Source organism: Spiroplasma endosymbiont of Lariophagus distinguendus (assembly GCF_023846195.1).
GTDB lineage: Bacteria > Bacillota_I > Bacilli_A > Mycoplasmatales > VBWQ01 > Spiroplasma_E.
Genome location: NZ_JALMUW010000017.1, coordinates 1 through 18,715, shown reverse-complemented (window position 1 = coordinate 18,715; position 18,715 = coordinate 1). Strand labels below are relative to the sequence as shown.

18 protein-coding genes and 1 pseudogene are annotated in these 18,715 nt (G+C 24.1%); 3 read left to right on the top strand and 16 right to left on the bottom strand.

Translation table 4 applies throughout. From position 1 onward, the window contains the following. From M0D11_RS02510 to M0D11_RS02500, 3 genes are all read right to left on the bottom strand, one after another. On the bottom strand, positions 1-1,329 hold a 1,329-nt coding region (locus M0D11_RS02510; protein ID WP_252319805.1), incomplete at its 3' end, for a hypothetical protein. 28 nt (positions 1,330-1,357) lie between these two features. Further along, on the bottom strand, positions 1,358-1,873 hold the full coding sequence (locus tag M0D11_RS02505; RefSeq protein WP_252319803.1) for a hypothetical protein: 516 nt from the start codon (positions 1,871-1,873) through the stop codon (positions 1,358-1,360). Between the two features lie 102 nt (positions 1,874-1,975). Then, positions 1,976-2,359 carry a hypothetical protein gene (locus M0D11_RS02500; protein ID WP_252319801.1) on the bottom strand — a complete coding sequence of 128 codons (384 nt, stop codon included), beginning with the start codon at positions 2,357-2,359 and terminating at the stop codon, positions 1,976-1,978. A gap of 123 nt (positions 2,360-2,482) precedes the next feature. On the opposite strand from M0D11_RS02500, the gene M0D11_RS02495 reads away from it, so the two are divergent. After that, complete coding sequence (locus M0D11_RS02495) at positions 2,483-3,661, top strand: Mbov_0401 family ICE element transposase-like protein (protein ID WP_252319799.1); 1,179 nt, start codon at positions 2,483-2,485, stop codon at positions 3,659-3,661. A 164-nt stretch (positions 3,662-3,825) separates the two neighbouring features. Next, positions 3,826-4,047: pseudogene (locus M0D11_RS07170) on the top strand (transposase); the annotation flags it as partial. 72 nt (positions 4,048-4,119) lie between these two features. Here the strand turns inward: M0D11_RS07170 and glyA are convergent. Beyond that, complete coding sequence (glyA, locus tag M0D11_RS02485) at positions 4,120-5,421, bottom strand: serine hydroxymethyltransferase (RefSeq protein WP_252319797.1); 1,302 nt, start codon at positions 5,419-5,421, stop codon at positions 4,120-4,122. A 37-nt stretch (positions 5,422-5,458) separates the two neighbouring features. After that, positions 5,459-5,887 carry a ribose 5-phosphate isomerase B gene (rpiB, locus tag M0D11_RS02480; RefSeq protein ID WP_174480264.1) on the bottom strand — a complete coding sequence of 143 codons (429 nt, stop codon included), beginning with the start codon at positions 5,885-5,887 and terminating at the stop codon, positions 5,459-5,461. Between the two features lie 324 nt (positions 5,888-6,211). Between rpiB and M0D11_RS02475 the strand changes: the two genes are divergently transcribed. Beyond that, a complete protein-coding gene (locus M0D11_RS02475) occupies positions 6,212-6,529 on the top strand; it encodes a PPC domain-containing DNA-binding protein (RefSeq protein WP_252319795.1) in 318 nt (105 codons plus the stop codon). A 53-nt stretch (positions 6,530-6,582) separates the two neighbouring features. On the opposite strand, the gene fba is transcribed toward M0D11_RS02475, so the two are convergent. The 11 genes from fba to ychF form a co-directional block, all read right to left on the bottom strand. Continuing rightward, positions 6,583-7,452 (bottom strand): class II fructose-1,6-bisphosphate aldolase, encoded by an 870-nt coding sequence (gene fba / locus M0D11_RS02470; protein ID WP_252319793.1) that lies wholly within the window; start codon positions 7,450-7,452, stop codon positions 6,583-6,585. A gap of 137 nt (positions 7,453-7,589) precedes the next feature. Beyond that, the gene (gene pyrG, locus M0D11_RS02465; protein ID WP_252319791.1) at positions 7,590-9,194 is read right to left on the bottom strand and encodes a CTP synthase; all 1,605 of its coding nucleotides are present in this window, start codon (positions 9,192-9,194) and stop codon (positions 7,590-7,592) included. 36 nt (positions 9,195-9,230) lie between these two features. Beyond that, a complete protein-coding gene (gene rpoE / locus M0D11_RS02460) occupies positions 9,231-9,638 on the bottom strand; it encodes a DNA-directed RNA polymerase subunit delta (protein ID WP_174480191.1) in 408 nt (135 codons plus the stop codon). Positions 9,639-9,689: 51 nt separating this feature from the next. Further along, positions 9,690-11,330 (bottom strand): arginine--tRNA ligase, encoded by a 1,641-nt coding sequence (gene argS, locus M0D11_RS02455; RefSeq protein ID WP_252319789.1) that lies wholly within the window; start codon positions 11,328-11,330, stop codon positions 9,690-9,692. An 83-nt stretch (positions 11,331-11,413) separates the two neighbouring features. Beyond that, entirely contained in the window at positions 11,414-12,505 is a 1,092-nt protein-coding gene (locus M0D11_RS02450; RefSeq protein ID WP_252319787.1) for a HEPN domain-containing protein, read from the bottom strand. A gap of 31 nt (positions 12,506-12,536) precedes the next feature. Further along, positions 12,537-13,730: an HD domain-containing protein gene (locus M0D11_RS02445; protein ID WP_252319785.1), complete on the bottom strand. Its 1,194-nt coding sequence runs from the start codon at positions 13,728-13,730 to the stop codon at positions 12,537-12,539. A gap of 191 nt (positions 13,731-13,921) precedes the next feature. After that, complete coding sequence (gene gltX / locus M0D11_RS02440; RefSeq protein WP_252319783.1) at positions 13,922-15,367, bottom strand: glutamate--tRNA ligase; 1,446 nt, start codon at positions 15,365-15,367, stop codon at positions 13,922-13,924. 22 nt (positions 15,368-15,389) lie between these two features. Next, positions 15,390-16,193, bottom strand: a complete 804-nt coding sequence (locus tag M0D11_RS02435) for a hypothetical protein (RefSeq protein WP_252319781.1) — start codon at positions 16,191-16,193, stop codon at positions 15,390-15,392. A gap of 70 nt (positions 16,194-16,263) precedes the next feature. Continuing rightward, positions 16,264-16,866 (bottom strand): hypothetical protein, encoded by a 603-nt coding sequence (locus tag M0D11_RS02430; protein WP_252319779.1) that lies wholly within the window; start codon positions 16,864-16,866, stop codon positions 16,264-16,266. A 14-nt stretch (positions 16,867-16,880) separates the two neighbouring features. Beyond that, on the bottom strand, positions 16,881-17,384 hold the full coding sequence (locus M0D11_RS02425) for a hypothetical protein (protein WP_252319777.1): 504 nt from the start codon (positions 17,382-17,384) through the stop codon (positions 16,881-16,883). An 85-nt stretch (positions 17,385-17,469) separates the two neighbouring features. Next, entirely contained in the window at positions 17,470-18,567 is a 1,098-nt protein-coding gene (gene ychF / locus M0D11_RS02420) for a redox-regulated ATPase YchF (protein ID WP_252319775.1), read from the bottom strand. Positions 18,568-18,715: the final 148 nt, after the last annotated feature.

Sequence of the window (18,715 nt, the reverse complement as noted above, 5' to 3'; positions counted from 1 at the left end):
TTTAGAAAATTTTAATTCTATTTCTTCAATATAATCTTTATCATTACCAGTCATAGTAGCACTTTTTGATGTAATATTACTAAATATTGCTTTACCTTTTTCATAACCATTATTACCAGCATTTATTATTGCGTCTTCTAATTCATCATTAGTTGGTGTATCACCAGCCATTTTAATTTTTCCTAAATTTTTAAAATAAATTAAATCATTTAAACTAATTCTAAAATCATCAAAATCAGCAATTTTAAATGTTACTGGTGCTTTTTCTCTTTCTGCTGGAGTTAATTTAATTCAATTAGTTCAACAACGTTTTTGTGCTTCTTTAATTTCATCAGCTGTTGGCATTTTTTCCATAATAATAAATGATAATCAACCACGAATTGCTGTTGTTATACCATAAAGTGCTTTACCTAATGTTTTTTGATTTAATGTATTATTATCAATTAAATTTACTATTTTTTGAAAACTATTAGGTTGTGCAAATGCATTTCTATGCACAAAAACTCCTAATACTTTTTTTAAATCAAATGTTTTTTCTAAATGTAAACCAGTTTTAGTATCTTTAACCATATCTTTATTTAAAAACATATGTTTATATAAAAACATACCAAATACTGATTGTTTATATAATTGACCACTTGCTACAGTATCTGCTGCAATTTGACCATAATTTAATCTTAAATATGCTTTTGTTAATTGTAACATTGGAGTAAATCCTAATGCACCAATAAAATCACTTACATTTGTACCAATTTCAGTTTCAGTTATATTTCCTAATAATTCATTCATTTTATCACCAATTTGATAAAATGCTGATTTTGCTGTATCTTCTGTCATTTCTAACATATTAATAGGAATTACTTGTGATTTAGCAATACAATAATCTTTAATACCTTGTAAAAAAATACATTCTTGTATAAATAAATAATTTCTTAATGCACTTTCTGCTCATATTGATAACATATTTGCTTTTAATGGAATTGGACTTGACATAAATCTATTCATATCAAAATCTTCAGTTCTTCAATCAATAACTAATATTTGGTCTAAAATAACACTAGTTGTTCTTAATGTTGTTCATTGTTTATTTGTACCAGTCATAACATCATATTTTGAACCTCAACGTAAACGTTCAGCAATACGGTAATATGCTTCTACTGCTCCAGGTATTTCACTTATTTGTTCTGCAACTGCACTTGCTTTTAAAAACATCATACTTTCATCATTATAAAGTATACCTTTTACTTGTGCTTCCATAGCAGTTAACATTGCTTTATTTCCATTATTACCACCAGTAATTAAACCAGTTGGAACTTGTGGAATAGCCATAATATCTCTCCTTTTGAGAAATATTTAATTATTTACTAAATAAAAATTCTAAAAATTTAATCATTTCTTGTTTAGTTTTTGCACCAACAACTTCTGTATTTTTTAATAATTCTTCATTTTTAGATGTAATATTATTATCTAATTCAAAAAGTGTTTTTGGATTAAAAAACTCTTGTTTAGATTCTTCATTTTTAATAATTTCTTGTTTTTTAATTTCTTTATTATGTAAATTATTATTAAATATTTCTGCATAATCTTCTTTTATTTTATTTAAAGCAGAATGTTTATCAAGGTCTTTATATTCAGTATTAATTAATGATTTAACTATTTTTAATTGTTTATCATTAAAACCATTAAACAATTCTTTTTCTTGATATTCATTTACTTTTATTTCATATTCTTTTAATTTTGTTTCATATTCACTTAATTTAGGTTCTAATTCAGTTTTAGTAGTTTTATAAACAAAATTTCGGTGTTGTTCTAATAAACTTTCTAATTCTTCATTATTATAATTTTTATTTTTATCTCAGTTAAAGTTTTCCATATTTAACTCCTATTCTCACAGAATGGCTACTGTTTCCTTATGTAAATTATATCATTTTTTCCCTTTAAAATAAAGAAAAAAACCTATATTTATTATAGGTTTCTAATCATTATTTTCTATTTTTCTAGGTTCACAAATATTAATAATTATATTACTATTATTTGCTTCTATATCTTGATTATCTATTAAATCATCAAACATCTCTCTATGATTTGTTCTTAAATAAGCTCATTCATATTGAGATACTTGTGTAACATTTTTTAATCTTGCAATTCCTATTTTAAGACATGCTTTATCATATTCTTTAATAAAATCATTTTGTCATTTTGTCGACCTTCTTCGGCAATCAAATATATATTTATTATCCACATTTAAAATATAATTTAATTCTTGTTTAGTACATTTTTTTAAATTATCTTTATTTTCTCTTAAATATTCTTGTATCTTTTCTTTATAATTTCCTAATTCTTTTCTTTTTGCTGGCATATTATATCACCTATATTCAATATTTATATACTAATTATAACATTTTAAGTAAAGTATATTACAACACTCACCAGTTAATTATTGTTATACTCAAAGTCATGTATTTAGAAAGGAATTAATATCATGCCTTGAATTAATGATAAATATGATTATGATACTTTTGATATTCAACATGCAAATCAAAAATTAGAAGATTATAATAAAGATTTATTAGATTATGATTATTATTGATATAAAAATAAATATGATAAAACTAAATTTAAATTAATACAAAGAAGACAAAAATTATTAATTAATCCTTTTGGAAAATCTTATCTTCCATTAAGAATATATAAAAATTTAGAAACTAATGAAAATATAATTCCAGTTAAACAAGCAATAGGAATTCCTAAATATAAAAATTGTACTAATAATTTAACATTATTTATAATTAAACAAATACATAAAGGTAAAAGACAATCTGATATTAAAGATATGTTACCATATTGTGGAATTTCAAAACAAACTTATAGTAATATAATAAAAAATACAAAAATTGAAATACAATTACCAATAAAAAAATATGAAGTTAAAGATTATTTGCATATTGATATGGATGATTGTTTTGAATATTTAGCAAATGAACAAGGAATAATAGAAAAATATTGTATTAGAATTTTTAATTGTTATACTCATAAAATTAATATTTATAAAAATAGAAATCAATTACAAAATAAAATATGAGCATATATGATTTTTAAACCAAGTGATAATATAACTCAAGATAAAGTATATGAATTTGTATATGAAACTATTATTAATAATTATGATATTAAACTTAATTATTTAACTGATGTATTTTGACAAAATAATAATTTAATTATTGGTGGAGATGGTGCATTATGAATTAGAGCAATGGCAAAATGATTTGGTGGAAAATATATATTAGATTGTTTTCATGGTATTAGATATTTATGAAAAGCATTTATTAATATAAAAGGTAAGAAAAAAGCAAATACAAATTGACCTAATTATTTTGATACATCATTTAATTTTAAAAATGGTAATTATAATGAATTAATTAATATTTTAAAACCTAATGTTGATAAACAAACATTTAATTACTTTGCTAATAATGAACAAGGAATTATTAATCAAGGTAAAGATTGAAATATTGGTTGTCATGCTGAAAGTACTGTTTCACATTTAGTTAAATCTTTAAAAGGTTATGGTGCAAAATCATATAATTATAAAACATTTGTAAATATGTTAAATACAAGAATTGCTCATATAAATAATCAAAATATAGTTATTTGTTATTAATATAAAATTAAATAATTCTAAACCTAAATAGTTAGGAATTTTTATTTTTTATTAATAAAATAAAACACTAAAATACTTTATTTATTAAATATAATGTGATATAATTATATCAACAATTAAAGATATTTTTCTCTCAAAAAAAATATACTTTATACGCATTTTTTAAACGGCCGATTTATACAACAAATGCTATTGAATCTGTTAATAGTCAATTACGAAAAGTCATCAGAAATAAAAAAGTTTTTCCTAATGATATGGCAGTTTTCAAAATATTTTACTTAGCAATTGAAAATATAATAAAAAAATGAACAATGCCCATTCAAAATTGAAATACAGCAATTGCTCATTTTATGATAAAATTTGAAGACAGAATTAATCTGAACTAGTAACTTTGTAAAAGAAAGAAACACAGATTATTAAAAAGCCTCTCATATTCCAAACATAAAATAATTATTTTATTATTGAGGTAATTTTATATCTTCATAAATGGGAAATTTATTTAAAAGCATATCAACTTTTTTTCTTAATTCATTTAAACCATCATCATTAATACCCTTAGGTAATTTTCAAGCACTAATAATAATCTTTCCTAATTCAATAAACTGCTCTTCTTTAAAACCTCTCGTTGTCATTGCTGGACTACCAAAACGAACACCACTAGTAATAACAGCTGGTAAAGGATCAAAGGGAACACCATTCTTATTAGCAACAATATTAATCTTTTCTAAAATATCAACAGCTTCTTTACCATTTAAACCGTTAATATTAGTAACATTAACAGTTAATAAATGATTATCAGTGCCACCCGCCACTACATGAAATTTTGCATCAAGAAAAGTTTTCGCTAATGCTTGAGCATTTTTAATTACTTGCATTTGATAAGTTTTAAATTCTGGCGTTAATGCTTCATAAAAAGCTTGTGCTTTTGCTGCAATAATATGTTCCAATGGCCCACCTTGATTACCGGGAAATACCGCACTATCAATTTTCTTTTTTAATTCTTCGGTGCAAAGAATAGCACCACCGCGTGGTCCTCTTAATGTTTTATGAGTTGTTGTTGTTGTAATATCAGCATAACAAATAGGATTTTGATGTAATCCAGCAGCAATTAATCCAGCAATATGCGCCATATCAACCATTAAATATGCTCCAACAGTATCGGCAATTTTACGAAACTTTGATCAATCAATAAGTCTTGAATAAGCACTAGCTCCTGCTACAATAATTTTTGGTTTACATTCTTTAGCAATTTTTAAAATTTCATCATAATCTAAATATTCATCCTTTTTACTTACACCATAATTAACACCGTGATAAATTTTACCAGAAAAATTAATTTTATAACCATGAGTTAAATGACCACCGGCATCAAGTTCCATACCAAGAATAGTATCACCTGGACGTAATATAGCAGCATATGCTTCAGCATTAGCTTGACTACCAGAATGAGGTTGTACATTAGCATGAAAATTACCTTTTTTACATTGACCTGGTTTATGATTACAATTAAATAATTGTTTAAAACGCTCTATTGCCAAATTTTCAATTTTATCAACATTTTCGCAACCATTATAATATCTTCTGCCAGGATAACCTTCTGCATACTTATTAGTTAATATTGTTCCAGCAAGTGTAAGTACAGCTGGTGATACATAGTTTTCTGAAGCTATTAATTCAATATGATTTTGTTGACGTTGTCATTCATCTTTCACAATTTTTTTTAATTCTGGGTCAAGACCCTTATTAAAAGATTTATCCATTTTTAAACATCCTCTCTTTAATAATTTAATAGTAAAATTATTTTAGTTTTGCAACTCTTAATTGATGTCTTTTTTCATCACTTGTTTTAGTATTTAAAAATAATTTCACAAGTTCTACTGCTTTATAATCAGAAATAATTCTAGCACCTAGTGCTAAAACATTAGCGTCATTATGAAGCCTTGCCAATCTTACTGTTTCTTCTTCATAGCAAAGGGCACAACGAACACCATTAATACGATTGGTAGCAATGCTAATACCAATACCAGTACCACAAATTACAATACCAAAATCTGCTTTTTTACTAACAATAGCATTAGCAACATTAAAACCAAAATTAGGATAATCAACAGGCTCACTGCTATTTGTTCCTAAATCTAAAATTTGATAGCCTTCTGTATGTAAAAATTTAATAATTGGTTGTTTAAATTCATAAGCGGTATGATCATTACCAATAGCAATTACTAAACCATTAGTTTTCAACTTTATCACTTCCTTAGTTTAAATATTAGTTTTATTATACCTATTAATTTTAAAATTAATATATTTTCTTTTTAAAATAATTTTTATTACAAAAAGAAAAATATTTTTTCCTATAATAATCAAATTTAATCATTATTGCTATTAATAAATATGTTAAAATACTGCTAAAAGAAAGGTGAGATTCTTATTATGAAAATTAAAAAAATGATCGGAAATAAGTATGCATTAATTATTGAAAAAGATGAAATGATTATTAAAACTTTAGAGCAATTTGCTATTAAAGAAAACATAGGAATGGCATAATTCCAAATGATTGGTGCTATTACTAATGTCACTTTAGGCTATATTCCTAAAAAAAGTACTGATTATGTAAAAAAAACTTTTCTTGAACAATATGAATTGTTATCAACAATTGGAACAATCATTTGAGATGAAAAAGATAGAAATAAACCAATTATTCATTGCCATACTACTTTTGGTGATGATAATTTTAACGTAATTGGTGGTCATATGTTAGACGCGAAAGTTGCTATTAAGGCTGAAGTAATAATTGATATTTTAAGTAATGAAAAAATATCACAAGTTATTGATAATAAAAGTAATTTTCATATTTGAAATTTATCTTAATTTAAGGAAAATCTTAAAAAAATGGTCATATTATTATTAATATGACCATTTTTTTAAGATTTTCCTAATGAACCAAATTCTGTTAATAATTCTTTAGCTTTAAGTTTAATTGCTTCCATTCCTGGCTTAAAAATTTTTCTAGGATCAAACCCTTTATCTTCATTAAGTTTTCCTTCCGTAACATATTTTTCAATAGCTGCGGCGAACACTTCTTGTAATTCAGTATTAACATTAATTTTACTAATTCCTAAATTAATAGCTTTTTTAACCTGATCTTTTGGAATTCCAGAACCACCATGTAATACCATTGGCTTATTTGAAGCTACTGATAAATTTTTTAACACATCAAAATTTAAACCATCTCAATTTTTAGGATACTTTCCATGAATATTATTTATTCCCGCTGCTAAAAAGTCAATTCCTAAAGCTGCTAATGATTTACAATCTTCCTCACTAGCAATCTCACCACTACCAATAACTCCATCTTCTTCACCACCAATAGTCCCTGCTTCTGCTTCAACAGATGCATTTCTTTTCTTAGCATAAGCAACTACTTCTTTGGTACCTTTTATATTTTCATTAAAATCTAAATGAGAACCATCAAACATAACAGAACTAAAACCAGCATCTAATGCTTTCTTACAAGAATCTACTGATTGACCATGATCTAAATGTAATGCCACTGGAATAGTAATATTTAAATCATTCAATAACGCTAAAGTCATACTAGCAACTGTGTTAAATCCACCCATGTATTTAATAGCACCTTCTGAAACACCTAAAATAACAGATGATTTAGTTTCTTGTGCAACTTCAAGAATAGATCTTGTTCATTCTAAATTATTAATATTAAAGTGAGCAACGGCATATTTACCTGCTTTTGCTTTATCAATCATATTTTTTGCACTAACAAATTTATTCATTTCTTTTCCTTCTTTCTTAAAATATTATAACCTTATATTATATATTTTCATAAAAAATCTAGTTGCATATATATTTTGAGAATATACAATTCATAAAAATTATAACAATTTTAAAATTAAATTTTCTTACTTTATCATTATTTTTTAATAATACTTTTAATTAATCCTAAAAATAAAGGATTTGGTTTATTAATTCTTGATGTGAACTCAGGATGAAACTGACTTGCAATAAAGAATGGATGTACTTCTTTTGGCAACTCAATCATTTCTACCAAATCTTCTTTATTATATATACCACTAAAAATTAATCCATTTTTTGCAAGTAATGTTTTATAACTATTATTAAATTCATAACGATGACGATGACGTTCAATAATAATCGTTTGTTTATAAAGAGATTTTGCTAATGAATCATTAATTAAAGTGGTTGGATAATTACCCAATCTTAAAGTTCCCCCGATTTGATCATTTTTATTTTTACCACGTAATAAATCAAAAATAGGATTTTTAGTTTTTTCATTAAATTCAGTAGAATTAGCATCTTGTAAATTACATACATTACGAGCATATTCAATACAAGCTAACTGCATACCTAAACATAATCCTAAGAAAGGAACTTTATTAACTCGAGTATAATTAATTGCATTGATTTTACCTTCAACACCACGATTACCAAAGCCACCAGGAACAATTATTGCTTGGAAAGGAGAAAGCATAGAATTAATGTTTTTACTATCTAAACTTTCAGCGTTAATAATTTTATAATTAACTTTAGTATTAAGACTATAACCTGCAATTTTCAATGATTCAATTACTGATAAGTAAGCATCACTTAAATTCGAATATTTTGCCACAATACCAACAGTAACTTCTTGATTAATATTATCTAACTTTTTAACAATTGTATGTCATTCTGACATATCTGGTTTAGTTTTATTTAATTTTAATAATTCTGAAACTACTTCATCAATTTTTTGTTGTTCTAAAGATAATGGCACTTTATAAATATTATCACAATCAGGAATTGCTAAAACATGCCTGCGTTTAATATTACAAAATAAAGATAATTTATCAAAAATATGATCAGGTGGCATAGTTTCACTACGACAAACCAAAATATCAGGTTGAATACCTAATGATAATATTTCTTTTACTGAATGTTGACTGGGTTTCGTTTTAAATTCACCAACCGAATGTAAATAAGGAATTAATGTAGTATGAATAACAATAACATTTTCATGACCTTTTTCGTTTTTAACTTGTCTAATGGCTTCAATAAAAGCTAATGATTCAATATCACCAACTGTTCCACCAATTTCGGTAATAATAACATCAGCCTTACTATTAATTGCGGAATTAAAAATATGTTTTTTAATTTCATCAGTAACATGTGGTACAACTTGTACAGTTTTCCCTTCATAAAAACCATCGCGTTCCTTTTTTAAAACAGTTTGGTATACTTTTCCGGCAGTAATATTGGAGTCTCTAGTCAGATTTTCATCAATAAAACGTTCATAATGACCTAAATCTAAATCAGTTTCAGCACCATCACTAGTTACATATACTTCACCATGTTGATAAGGACTCATAGTACCTGGATCAACATTAATATAAGGGTCAAATTTTTGCATAAAAATCTTAATATTTTTTTGCTTTAATATACGCCCAAGCGATGCTGCTGTAATTCCTTTACCTAAAGATGATACAACACCACCAGTAATAAATATATACTTTGAATTCATTAGTTTTCTCCTAAATATTAATTAATAATATCATTATTATTCATCATCATAACTATCTTCTAATGGTTGAATACTAATGGTATTTAAATCATCATCTTCATCTTCTACGTCTTCACTTAAATCTATAGTTTCATCATTATCTGTAACTGTTTCAGTACTATCAATTTCTTCTTTTGTATTACTTGGAATTTCTACTCTTGTCATATGTTCTTTAATTTCCTCTAATGAGACTTCATTACGTGGATATCAAAGTTTATCATTTTTTAAGAAAAAATTGGTATTTAAAATAATTCCAGTATAAAGTTCACCAGCAATTTTTTCTTCATCTTCTTTAGAAATATTACATTGTTTTTTAACATGTGTTCAAATTTCATTAAAACTGCTTTTTTTCTTTTTGCATAAAAAACTATATGCTACTTCTACTAATGTTTGTTTGTTTTGCATTTCTTAATCACCTTCTAAATTGTATATTATAAATAATAAAAAATATATTTTTTACATCTTTTTAGGCGCATCCACACCAATTAAATTTAAAGCATTTGCCATTATTTGTTTTATTGCTAAAACTAATGTTAATCGTTGAATTGTTAATTGTTGATCTTCACTAATAACTTTATGTTTATTATAATAAGAATGAAATAACTTAGCTAATTTTTGAATATAATTTGTAAGCAAATGTGGTTGATGCTGTTTTTCAATTTTTTGCAAAATAATTATATATTCATCTAATGTAATCAATAATTCTTTTTCCTTTTGTTCTGTTAATAAATTAATACTATTTGCAATTTCAAATTTTGGATAATTCTCTATAATTTGATTTATACGCGCATGAACATATTGAGCATAATAAACAGGATTTTCGTTAGATTGTTGTTTAGCAAGTGCTAAATCAATATCAAGATGTGATTCAACTGATCTTGATACTAAAAAATAACGTAAAGCATCCTTTCCAATTAAATCTATCATATGTCTTAAAGTTATTGATGTTCCTGCTCTTTTTGACATTTTTTGTTCTTTACCATTATCAATAACCTTTACCATTTGCATACATAAAATATCAAGTTTAGTGGCATCATTATTAAGCATATATAATCCCGCTTTAATTCTTGGAATATAGCCATAATGATCTGCTCCTCAAATATTAATTAACACATCACTACGTTGAAATTTAATATGATGATAAGCTAAGTCAGGAAGCATATATGTATAAGTTTTGTCTTTCTTAACAATTACACGATCTTTATCATCTTCAAATAAAGTAGTTTTTAAAAAAATAGCACCATCAAGTTGATAAGTATTGCCTTGCATTTCAAATTGTTTGATTAAATTAGAAATAATATTTTCTTTATATAAAAATGATTCAGAAAATCAAATATTAATTTTAACTTTAAATTTTTTTAAATCTTTTTTAATTTCTGAAAGCATATAATTAATACCAAATTCTTTAAAAATTAAAGAAGAAGTTTCATCAAAAGGTTTATTTGCAAATTTATTACCATTTAATTTCAAAAATGATTGTGCAGCAGCTAAAATTTCAGAACCACGATAACTTTCTTTTGGTAATTCAACAGCATTGCCACAAAGATTTTGATAATTTATGAAAATTGAATTTGCCAAAACATTAATTTGATTACCAGCATCATTAATATAGTATTCTCTAACTATATTATATCCTCTATGTTCTAATATATTAGCTAAACTATCACCAATAGCCGCATTTCGTGCATGTCCTAAATGTAAAAGTCCGGTTGGATTAGCACTAATAAATTCAATATTATAAGTAATATTTTTTTTATTAGATTGACCATATAATGATTTCTCATTAATAATTTTCATTAATAACAAACTAAATACTTCAACATTAATATTAATATTAATAAAACCAGGAGTAATATAATCAATTTTTTTAATTAATGGGTGTTTCTGATGAATATTTTTAACTATAATTTCAGCAATGTCTAATGGTTTTTGTTTATATTTTTTTGCTAATATCATTGCTATTGATGTAGAATAATCACCTAAGTCATTACTTTTATTAATTTCAATAACAACCTGATTCAATTCTATTTCATAATTTGCAAATGCTACTGCATCAAGAATAATAGTAGTGAGTTCATTAATAACATAACTGTCCACAGTTCAGACCCCTTTCAATATCTAAAATATTATACTCATAAATTTAATTTATATCATATAAAAAAGTAAAAATAAATACTTTTTTATAAAAGTTGTTCAATTGTATCATTAACATACTGTATAAATCCAATTCTGATTAAAAATTCCAAAATAGCAACATCATTGTAATTTAAATCAATTAATTCTTGATAGTTACCAAAAATTTGATTATCAAGCACATTTCTTAATTTATCATTAATTTTTTTTGGATCATCTTCGATTTTAATTCCTGAAACTTTAACTAATTCTAAATCAATTTTTTTTTGCATTTTAACTTTAGTATTATCATCTTTATATAATTCTATTAATTTTAAATATAATTCTTGTAATAAACTTAAAGCCTTGACAAAATTACTTAGTAATTCTTGTTCATTAATTATATACGAATTTAAATTATGAAAATAATTATGATTTATCTCAGCTTCATATCTTGCTGCTTGACCGCCAGGATTAATTTGTTCAAAATAACGCAAACGTTCTCTTAAGTTTAATAATATTTTACTCATTTCCTCACTTTCAACTCTTGTAGTACTAATTAATTTAATCAATCGTATTAAATTATGAAAATTAAATTTTTTCTTACTAGCTGAAGGTTCAACTTGAATATATTTTCTTAAACAATGCTTTAATTTTAATTCTAACGATTGATATACTGAAAAAAGAGTAATATGAAAATTATCATATCCAATCCCTTTTTTAATATTTAAAATAGCGTTAACTGCATACATATTAGCGCGATCATTATCATTACCCAAAACATTAGTTAAATGCAAAGTTCTTGGAAATTTATTAATCATTGTAAGTAATGTTTCTTTAAATTTAATTTTTAACGTATTATCTTTAAATTTAATTTGATTTATTTTAACTGATTTTAAATCATTATATTCATTACCTATTATAAGGTAGGCAAAAATAGAAAAATAAACAATTACTTTTTCTTTAAAATTTATTCAAGTAAAATTTAAAGTTTTAATAGCATTTTCAATTTTTTCTTTATTAATTAATACACCCAATATCACTATTACTTCTTGCGTTGCTAAATGATACTCATGTGAATTTAAGTAAAAATCTCCTGGCGTTAAATCTAAAATATTTGGATACTCAAAAACTTTATTAATTGATTTTAAAATTTTCATAATTACCTCATTTTATAATACTTTTAAATTTCTATTTCTTTTTTAAAAAATAAATTGTATTTGGTGCTTTAATTGGATCTTGCAAAATTTGTGAGATTTTTTCTAAAGTAATATATTCTTCGTTTTTTGTTTTAATAATAATTGGATCTTTTTTAAAATAATAAAGTACATTTTTTAAATCTTGTTTAACGCCAATAACATTAGTGTTATTTTGACTTGTTAATAACAACAATTCATTTTCTCAGTTAAAACAAAATAAAATTACTTTTGATATTTTTACTAACTCATTATCTTTTTCAAAATTAATAATATCTTGCATTAACTTAATTAAAGTAGCATCTGTTCAATTTAAATATGTTTGTATTTCAACGCTTTTTCCCTCAAAAATAGCAATAAAATCATGAATATTGACTTTAAATGAATAAGTTTTATCAAAATATAATTCAGTTATTCTTGAAAATAATTTTTGTAAATTAAGATCAAAAAGAATTCCACTTTTATGATAATAAACTTGAGAATACATATGGAACCTTGTGATTAAATAATTTTCAATAGCAGAAATTGCCTTGTATGAAAAAACTAAACCCTCTTTAATATCAATTATCATATTCGTAATAATTCAATCAATATCAATACTTCCATAACCAACTCCTGTAAAATATCCATCACGCATTAAATAATCAATACGATCACAATCTAATTGCGATGATACCAATTGAATTTGATATTTAGGATAATTTTTATAATCCTTCTTAAGGATACCAATAATAGCATTAATATTAATATTAAATTGTTTTAAAATCATGTTAATTTCAGTACTATTATCATTAATAATAGCACAAGTATAATCTTCATGAGTAAAATTTTCTTTTTTATTAACATTAAGGTTTATGATTTTTTCAAAAGTGTGTGAAAAAGGACCGTGTCCTAAATCATGTAATAAACCAGCAATTTTAATGTTTGTTTTTTCCTCTTTAGTTAATAAAGAAGAGCCTTCAACTTCACTAAGAACACGATTTAATATATTGTAAACACCGATACTATGAACATATCTAGTATGAGTTGCATTAGGAAAAGCAATTTGCACACCACCAAGTTGATTAATTCATCTTAATCTTTGAAATTCTTTACAAGATATTAATGCCTGAATAACGGGTTCGCTGATATTAATATTTTTGTGTATAGCGTCACGAATAAAAGTTACTTTATAATTATTGCTTGACATAAATTTTAACCTCTCATTAATATCTTATAAATTTTAGGTATTATTAATTTTTTATTTTAATAGTAACATAATATAAAATTTTTCTTCTATTTTAGTAATTATTTTGAGTAAAAAGAACAATTTTATAATTTTTATTTATAACAAAAGCAAATATTATATTTTCTAGTATAAGTAATAATATTTATTTTTCTTTAATATTTAAAATTTAATTTCACATTATTAATAATGGTATCATAACCTAATAGTTTAATGGTGCTAACTAAATCAGGTCCATGCATTTGTCCTATTGTAATAATTCTAATTGGCATAAATAATAATTTACCGTTAACATTAGTTTCTTTTTTAACTTCATTAATAATGTTTTTAATATTATCACTAGTTCAATTTTTACAATCAATAATCTTTTTAATAAATGCTGTACAAACTAAGTTACATTCATTATCATTCAAAAAAGTCTTTGCTTCTATATCTACCTTAAAATTATTTTTAAAAAATAAACTTACCAATTCATTAATTTGACTACCATATTCTAACTGTGATTGATAAATTAATAATACTTCTTTTCATCATTCAATAGTTTTGCTATTTCAATTATATTTTTCTTTAATAAAAGGTGTAACTAAATCTAAGTATTGTTCAACATTTAATCTTTTAATATAATAATTATTCATTCACACTAATTTTTCTGGATCAAACATACTTGGTGCTTTACTTAAATATTTTGGGGTAAATAATTTAATTAATTGTTCTTTAGTGTAAATTTCTTTTTCTTCATGCGAACTTCATCCTAATAAAGCAATAAAATTAAAAATTGCTTCTGGCAAATATCCTTCTTTACGATATTGATGAATAAATTGGATAATGCTACCATCACGTTTTGATAATTTTTTACGTTTATTATTAACAATTAATGTTAAGTGGGCAAAAATTGGAATTTTCCAATTAAAATATTCATAAATAACTAATTGTTTTGGTGTATTTGACAAATGTTCTTCACCACGAAAAACATGACTTATTTCCATTAAATGATCATCAATAACAACAGCAAAATTATAAGTAGCCACTCCATTTGATTTAATAATAATATAATCTCCTAAGTCTACTGAATTAAATTCAACATTACCACGAACTAAATCTTTAATTTTATAACTTTTATTAGTGGGTATTTTAACTCTAATAGCATATGAAATTTTATTTTGTAAATTTTCTTCAATTACAGACTGCTCTAATTTTGAACATGTTCCATCATACTGGAAAGCTAAAATATTTTTATCTGCTTGTTTCTTACGCATTTCTTCTAGATATTGAGGTGTACAAAAACAATAATATGCTTTTTTTTCTTTTATTAGTATTAATGCATGTTGAATATATATATTTAAACGTTCAGTTTGTTTATAAGGACCATATTTACCTGGTAAATCAATAGTTTCATCAGGAATTATTCCCATTCAACGTAAATTATCTAATTGTGAACTAATTCCATCTTCAATATTACGTTCTAAATCAGTATCTTCAATTCTAACTATAAAATCTCCTTTGTTATTTTTTGCAAATAAATAATTAAATAATGCTGTTCTAGCACCACCAATATGTAAATACCCAGTAGGACTAGGTGCATATCGTACACGAATTTTCATATTTTCACCATCTTTATTTAATTTAAGATTTTTTAATCTTATTAACTTTTTTTTCTACTTTATTAGTCTTATTTTTAGAATTTAATTTTTTTTTATTATTTTTAGAGGATTTCAATGCTTTTTTACGATTAGTTTTTGATTGTAATTTTTCATTTACTTCTTCATCAAGAAAAATTGTAATAGTCTGTGTATCATTTGGATCAAATTCATTAGAACTTGGTAATGGTTGTTTTAATTCTGGTTCAAAATCAATTGCTGCTTCAATACGTTGACGATAAAAGTGATATGTTTGAACATTAATTAAATTTAATTTAAGTAATAAAATAACTGCTGCAACAAGTAATGCAAAATAAAAACCAAAAATTGATCAAACAATAGTTGAAGAAACTCAATTTCTATAATAAAAGCTTGGTACTTCAATCGTTCCTCCTCTATTAGGTATTATTTGTGCACTATCATTACTTCATTCACAATAAAGCAATTGACCAGAAAAACTTATCAAAAATCCAACAACAAAAATTATAAAGTTTACAACTAAAAATACAAATTTAAAACGAGGAGATTTTTCAAGAAAAACTCTTGCCGTAAAAATACAACTAATCAAACCGAAACTGCTTACAACTAAACCTATTACTGGTAAATAATAAATTGCAGTATAACTTGAAGGATTAAAACTTGGTGAAGGTTCTGCAATTTGAAAACCATAATAATATAAATCTTTTAAAGCTGTATTTTTTGACAAAGCAATTAAAAAAAATAATTCATAAATAATAAATGTGCTTAATAATAAATAAAAACTAATAAACCACCAATTACGAATTCTCATAAATCTGCCCCCCTTTATTTAATATTCAAAGTTTTTTTACTAAATTCCTTTTCTTGTTTTTTAATTTTTTTTAATTCTTGTTTTCTAATTCGTCTTTGTTTTTTTCCATACTTCTAGTAGTATAAATTTCATAATCTGAGTTCATAAATGTAAACTTTCTACGCATAATTCAAAAAAATAGTTGTGTAATCAAAATTAAAAAAAGACTAAAAATAATAAATATTCTTGCAATAATTGGATTAATTCAATGATAATTTTCATTATACAATATTCCAGATTGTGAAATATAAGTTAATTGTACTTCTGAACTTAACATTACACTAAGAATTAATAATCAAAAAGCAGTATAAAACATTCTACTGCTATACTTTGAAGAGACAATACTTACTCTAGGAGCAAATATTAATAAAATCATACTTACAGTAATTGCAATTAAACAAACAATTGGAGCATAAAATAAATTCAAAATAGGATAATTAAAATCAGTAAGTTTTACATTATATAATTTATATTTTGATACATTAATAGTAGCAAATAAAGAAAAAATAAAAACTGATAAAAAAAGAACTATTGATATTGCTAAATAAACAAAATATGCATTTTTAGTCTTTTGTTCATATGGAATAAAATATGTTTCTTTGTTTTTAATATTATCTAAATCTTTAATTTTCATTATTTTCACCTACTTTATTTTTCATTAGGCAATTCTTCAACTACTAAAATTAAAATAATCGCTGCTATTACTTCACATATTCATACAATTAATGATATTAATGAAAAAAATAGTAATACTGGTATTGATCAAAAAACTAGACTACCACTTAACATTAATGTTGATAATATTAATGTTGAAATAGCAGTAATTCTAAATGAAGATTTCTTTTTAAGTTTCTTTGCTGGTATCATAAAACAAATAATACTGACTAAAATTGCAATTCCAACATATGATAATGATAAAGCTAATTGCAGTTTACTAAATTCAAACCCCATTTTTTGCCCAACAAATGCATTAACTATTAATAGTATTAAAAAAGCAATACTACCAATAATTTGCACAATTGGTGATCAAAAAAGTAAAGCCCTTGAAACTTTTATTTTATTAAGAACATCAAACTTTTTAGTTTTTTTATTTGGAACATAATTGTTTTCTTGAATGTCAGAATCAGGATTTTGTAAATTACTTTTTAACATAATAATTTTTTCCTTTCTTGCTAGTATATTTTCAAATTAATTATAACAAAACTATAACCTTTTTATAATTAATATTATCTTAAAACTAAACATTAAAAAGGAAATGACAAATATCACCATCTTCAACTATATAATTTTTACCTTCAACTCTCATTTTTCCCTTTTCCTGAACATTTTTTTCACTACCCAATAATTCTATATCTTGATAATTATAAACTTTAAGTCTAATAAAACCTTTCATGAAATCTGTATGAATGATACCAGCACACTCTGGTGCTTTCATTCCTTTAATAAAAGTTCAAGCATGAACTTCTTTGGGTCCAACAGTAAAATAAGTACCTAAATTTAATAGTTTATAAGTTGCTAATACAATTTGATCAATTCCTGATTCAAAAATATTTAACTCTTTAAACATTTCTTTTTTTTCTTCTGCTTCTAATTCAGAAAGTTCACATTCTGTCTTAGCACAAACAACAATTACAGTAATATTTTTTTTGCTCATATATTGTTGTAATTGTTCAACATATTTATTGGTTTTAGTTATTAAATCTTTTTCATTAATATTAGCAATAACAATTATTGGTTTAGCAGTTAAAAAATTATAAGGTTTAATCATTAGTAATTCTTCTGAACTTAACTTTTGATTACGAATAGCAATACCATTGTTTAATTCATTATTAATTTTTTCTAATAAAGCTACCTCAGCAATACCTTGTTTATCTCTAGTTATTTGCGATTTTTTACGAACTTTTTCTTTTCGTTTACTTATTACTTCTTGATCAGCTAACATTAATTCCAATTCAATAATTTCAAAATCATTAATTGGATCAATTTTATTTTCAACATGACTAACATTAATATCATCAAAACAACGAATAACTTCGCATATTGCATCAACTGTTCTAATATTAGCAAGAAATTGATTACCTAATCCTTCACCTTTACTAGCACCTTTGACAAGTCCGGCAATATCATGTAATTCTAAAATTGTTGGTACAATTTTTTGTGGATTAAAGATTTTTATTAAATTTAAAATTCTTGAATCATTGACTGGAACGCTACCAATATTTGGTTTTATAGTAGCGAAAGGATAATTTTCAATTAATACTTGTGAATTGGTAATGGCTTTAAATAATGTTGATTTACCTACATTAGGTAAACCAACGATACCAGCAGTTAACATATAATATACACCTGTTTCTTTTACTTATATGATTACATCGTATCATATAAATTATAAAGAAAAATATAAAATTAATTATCAATTAAGAAAAATTTAATTTTGAAGTTGATTTGGATGGTAATGGTACAGTATTTACTAAATTATTAGA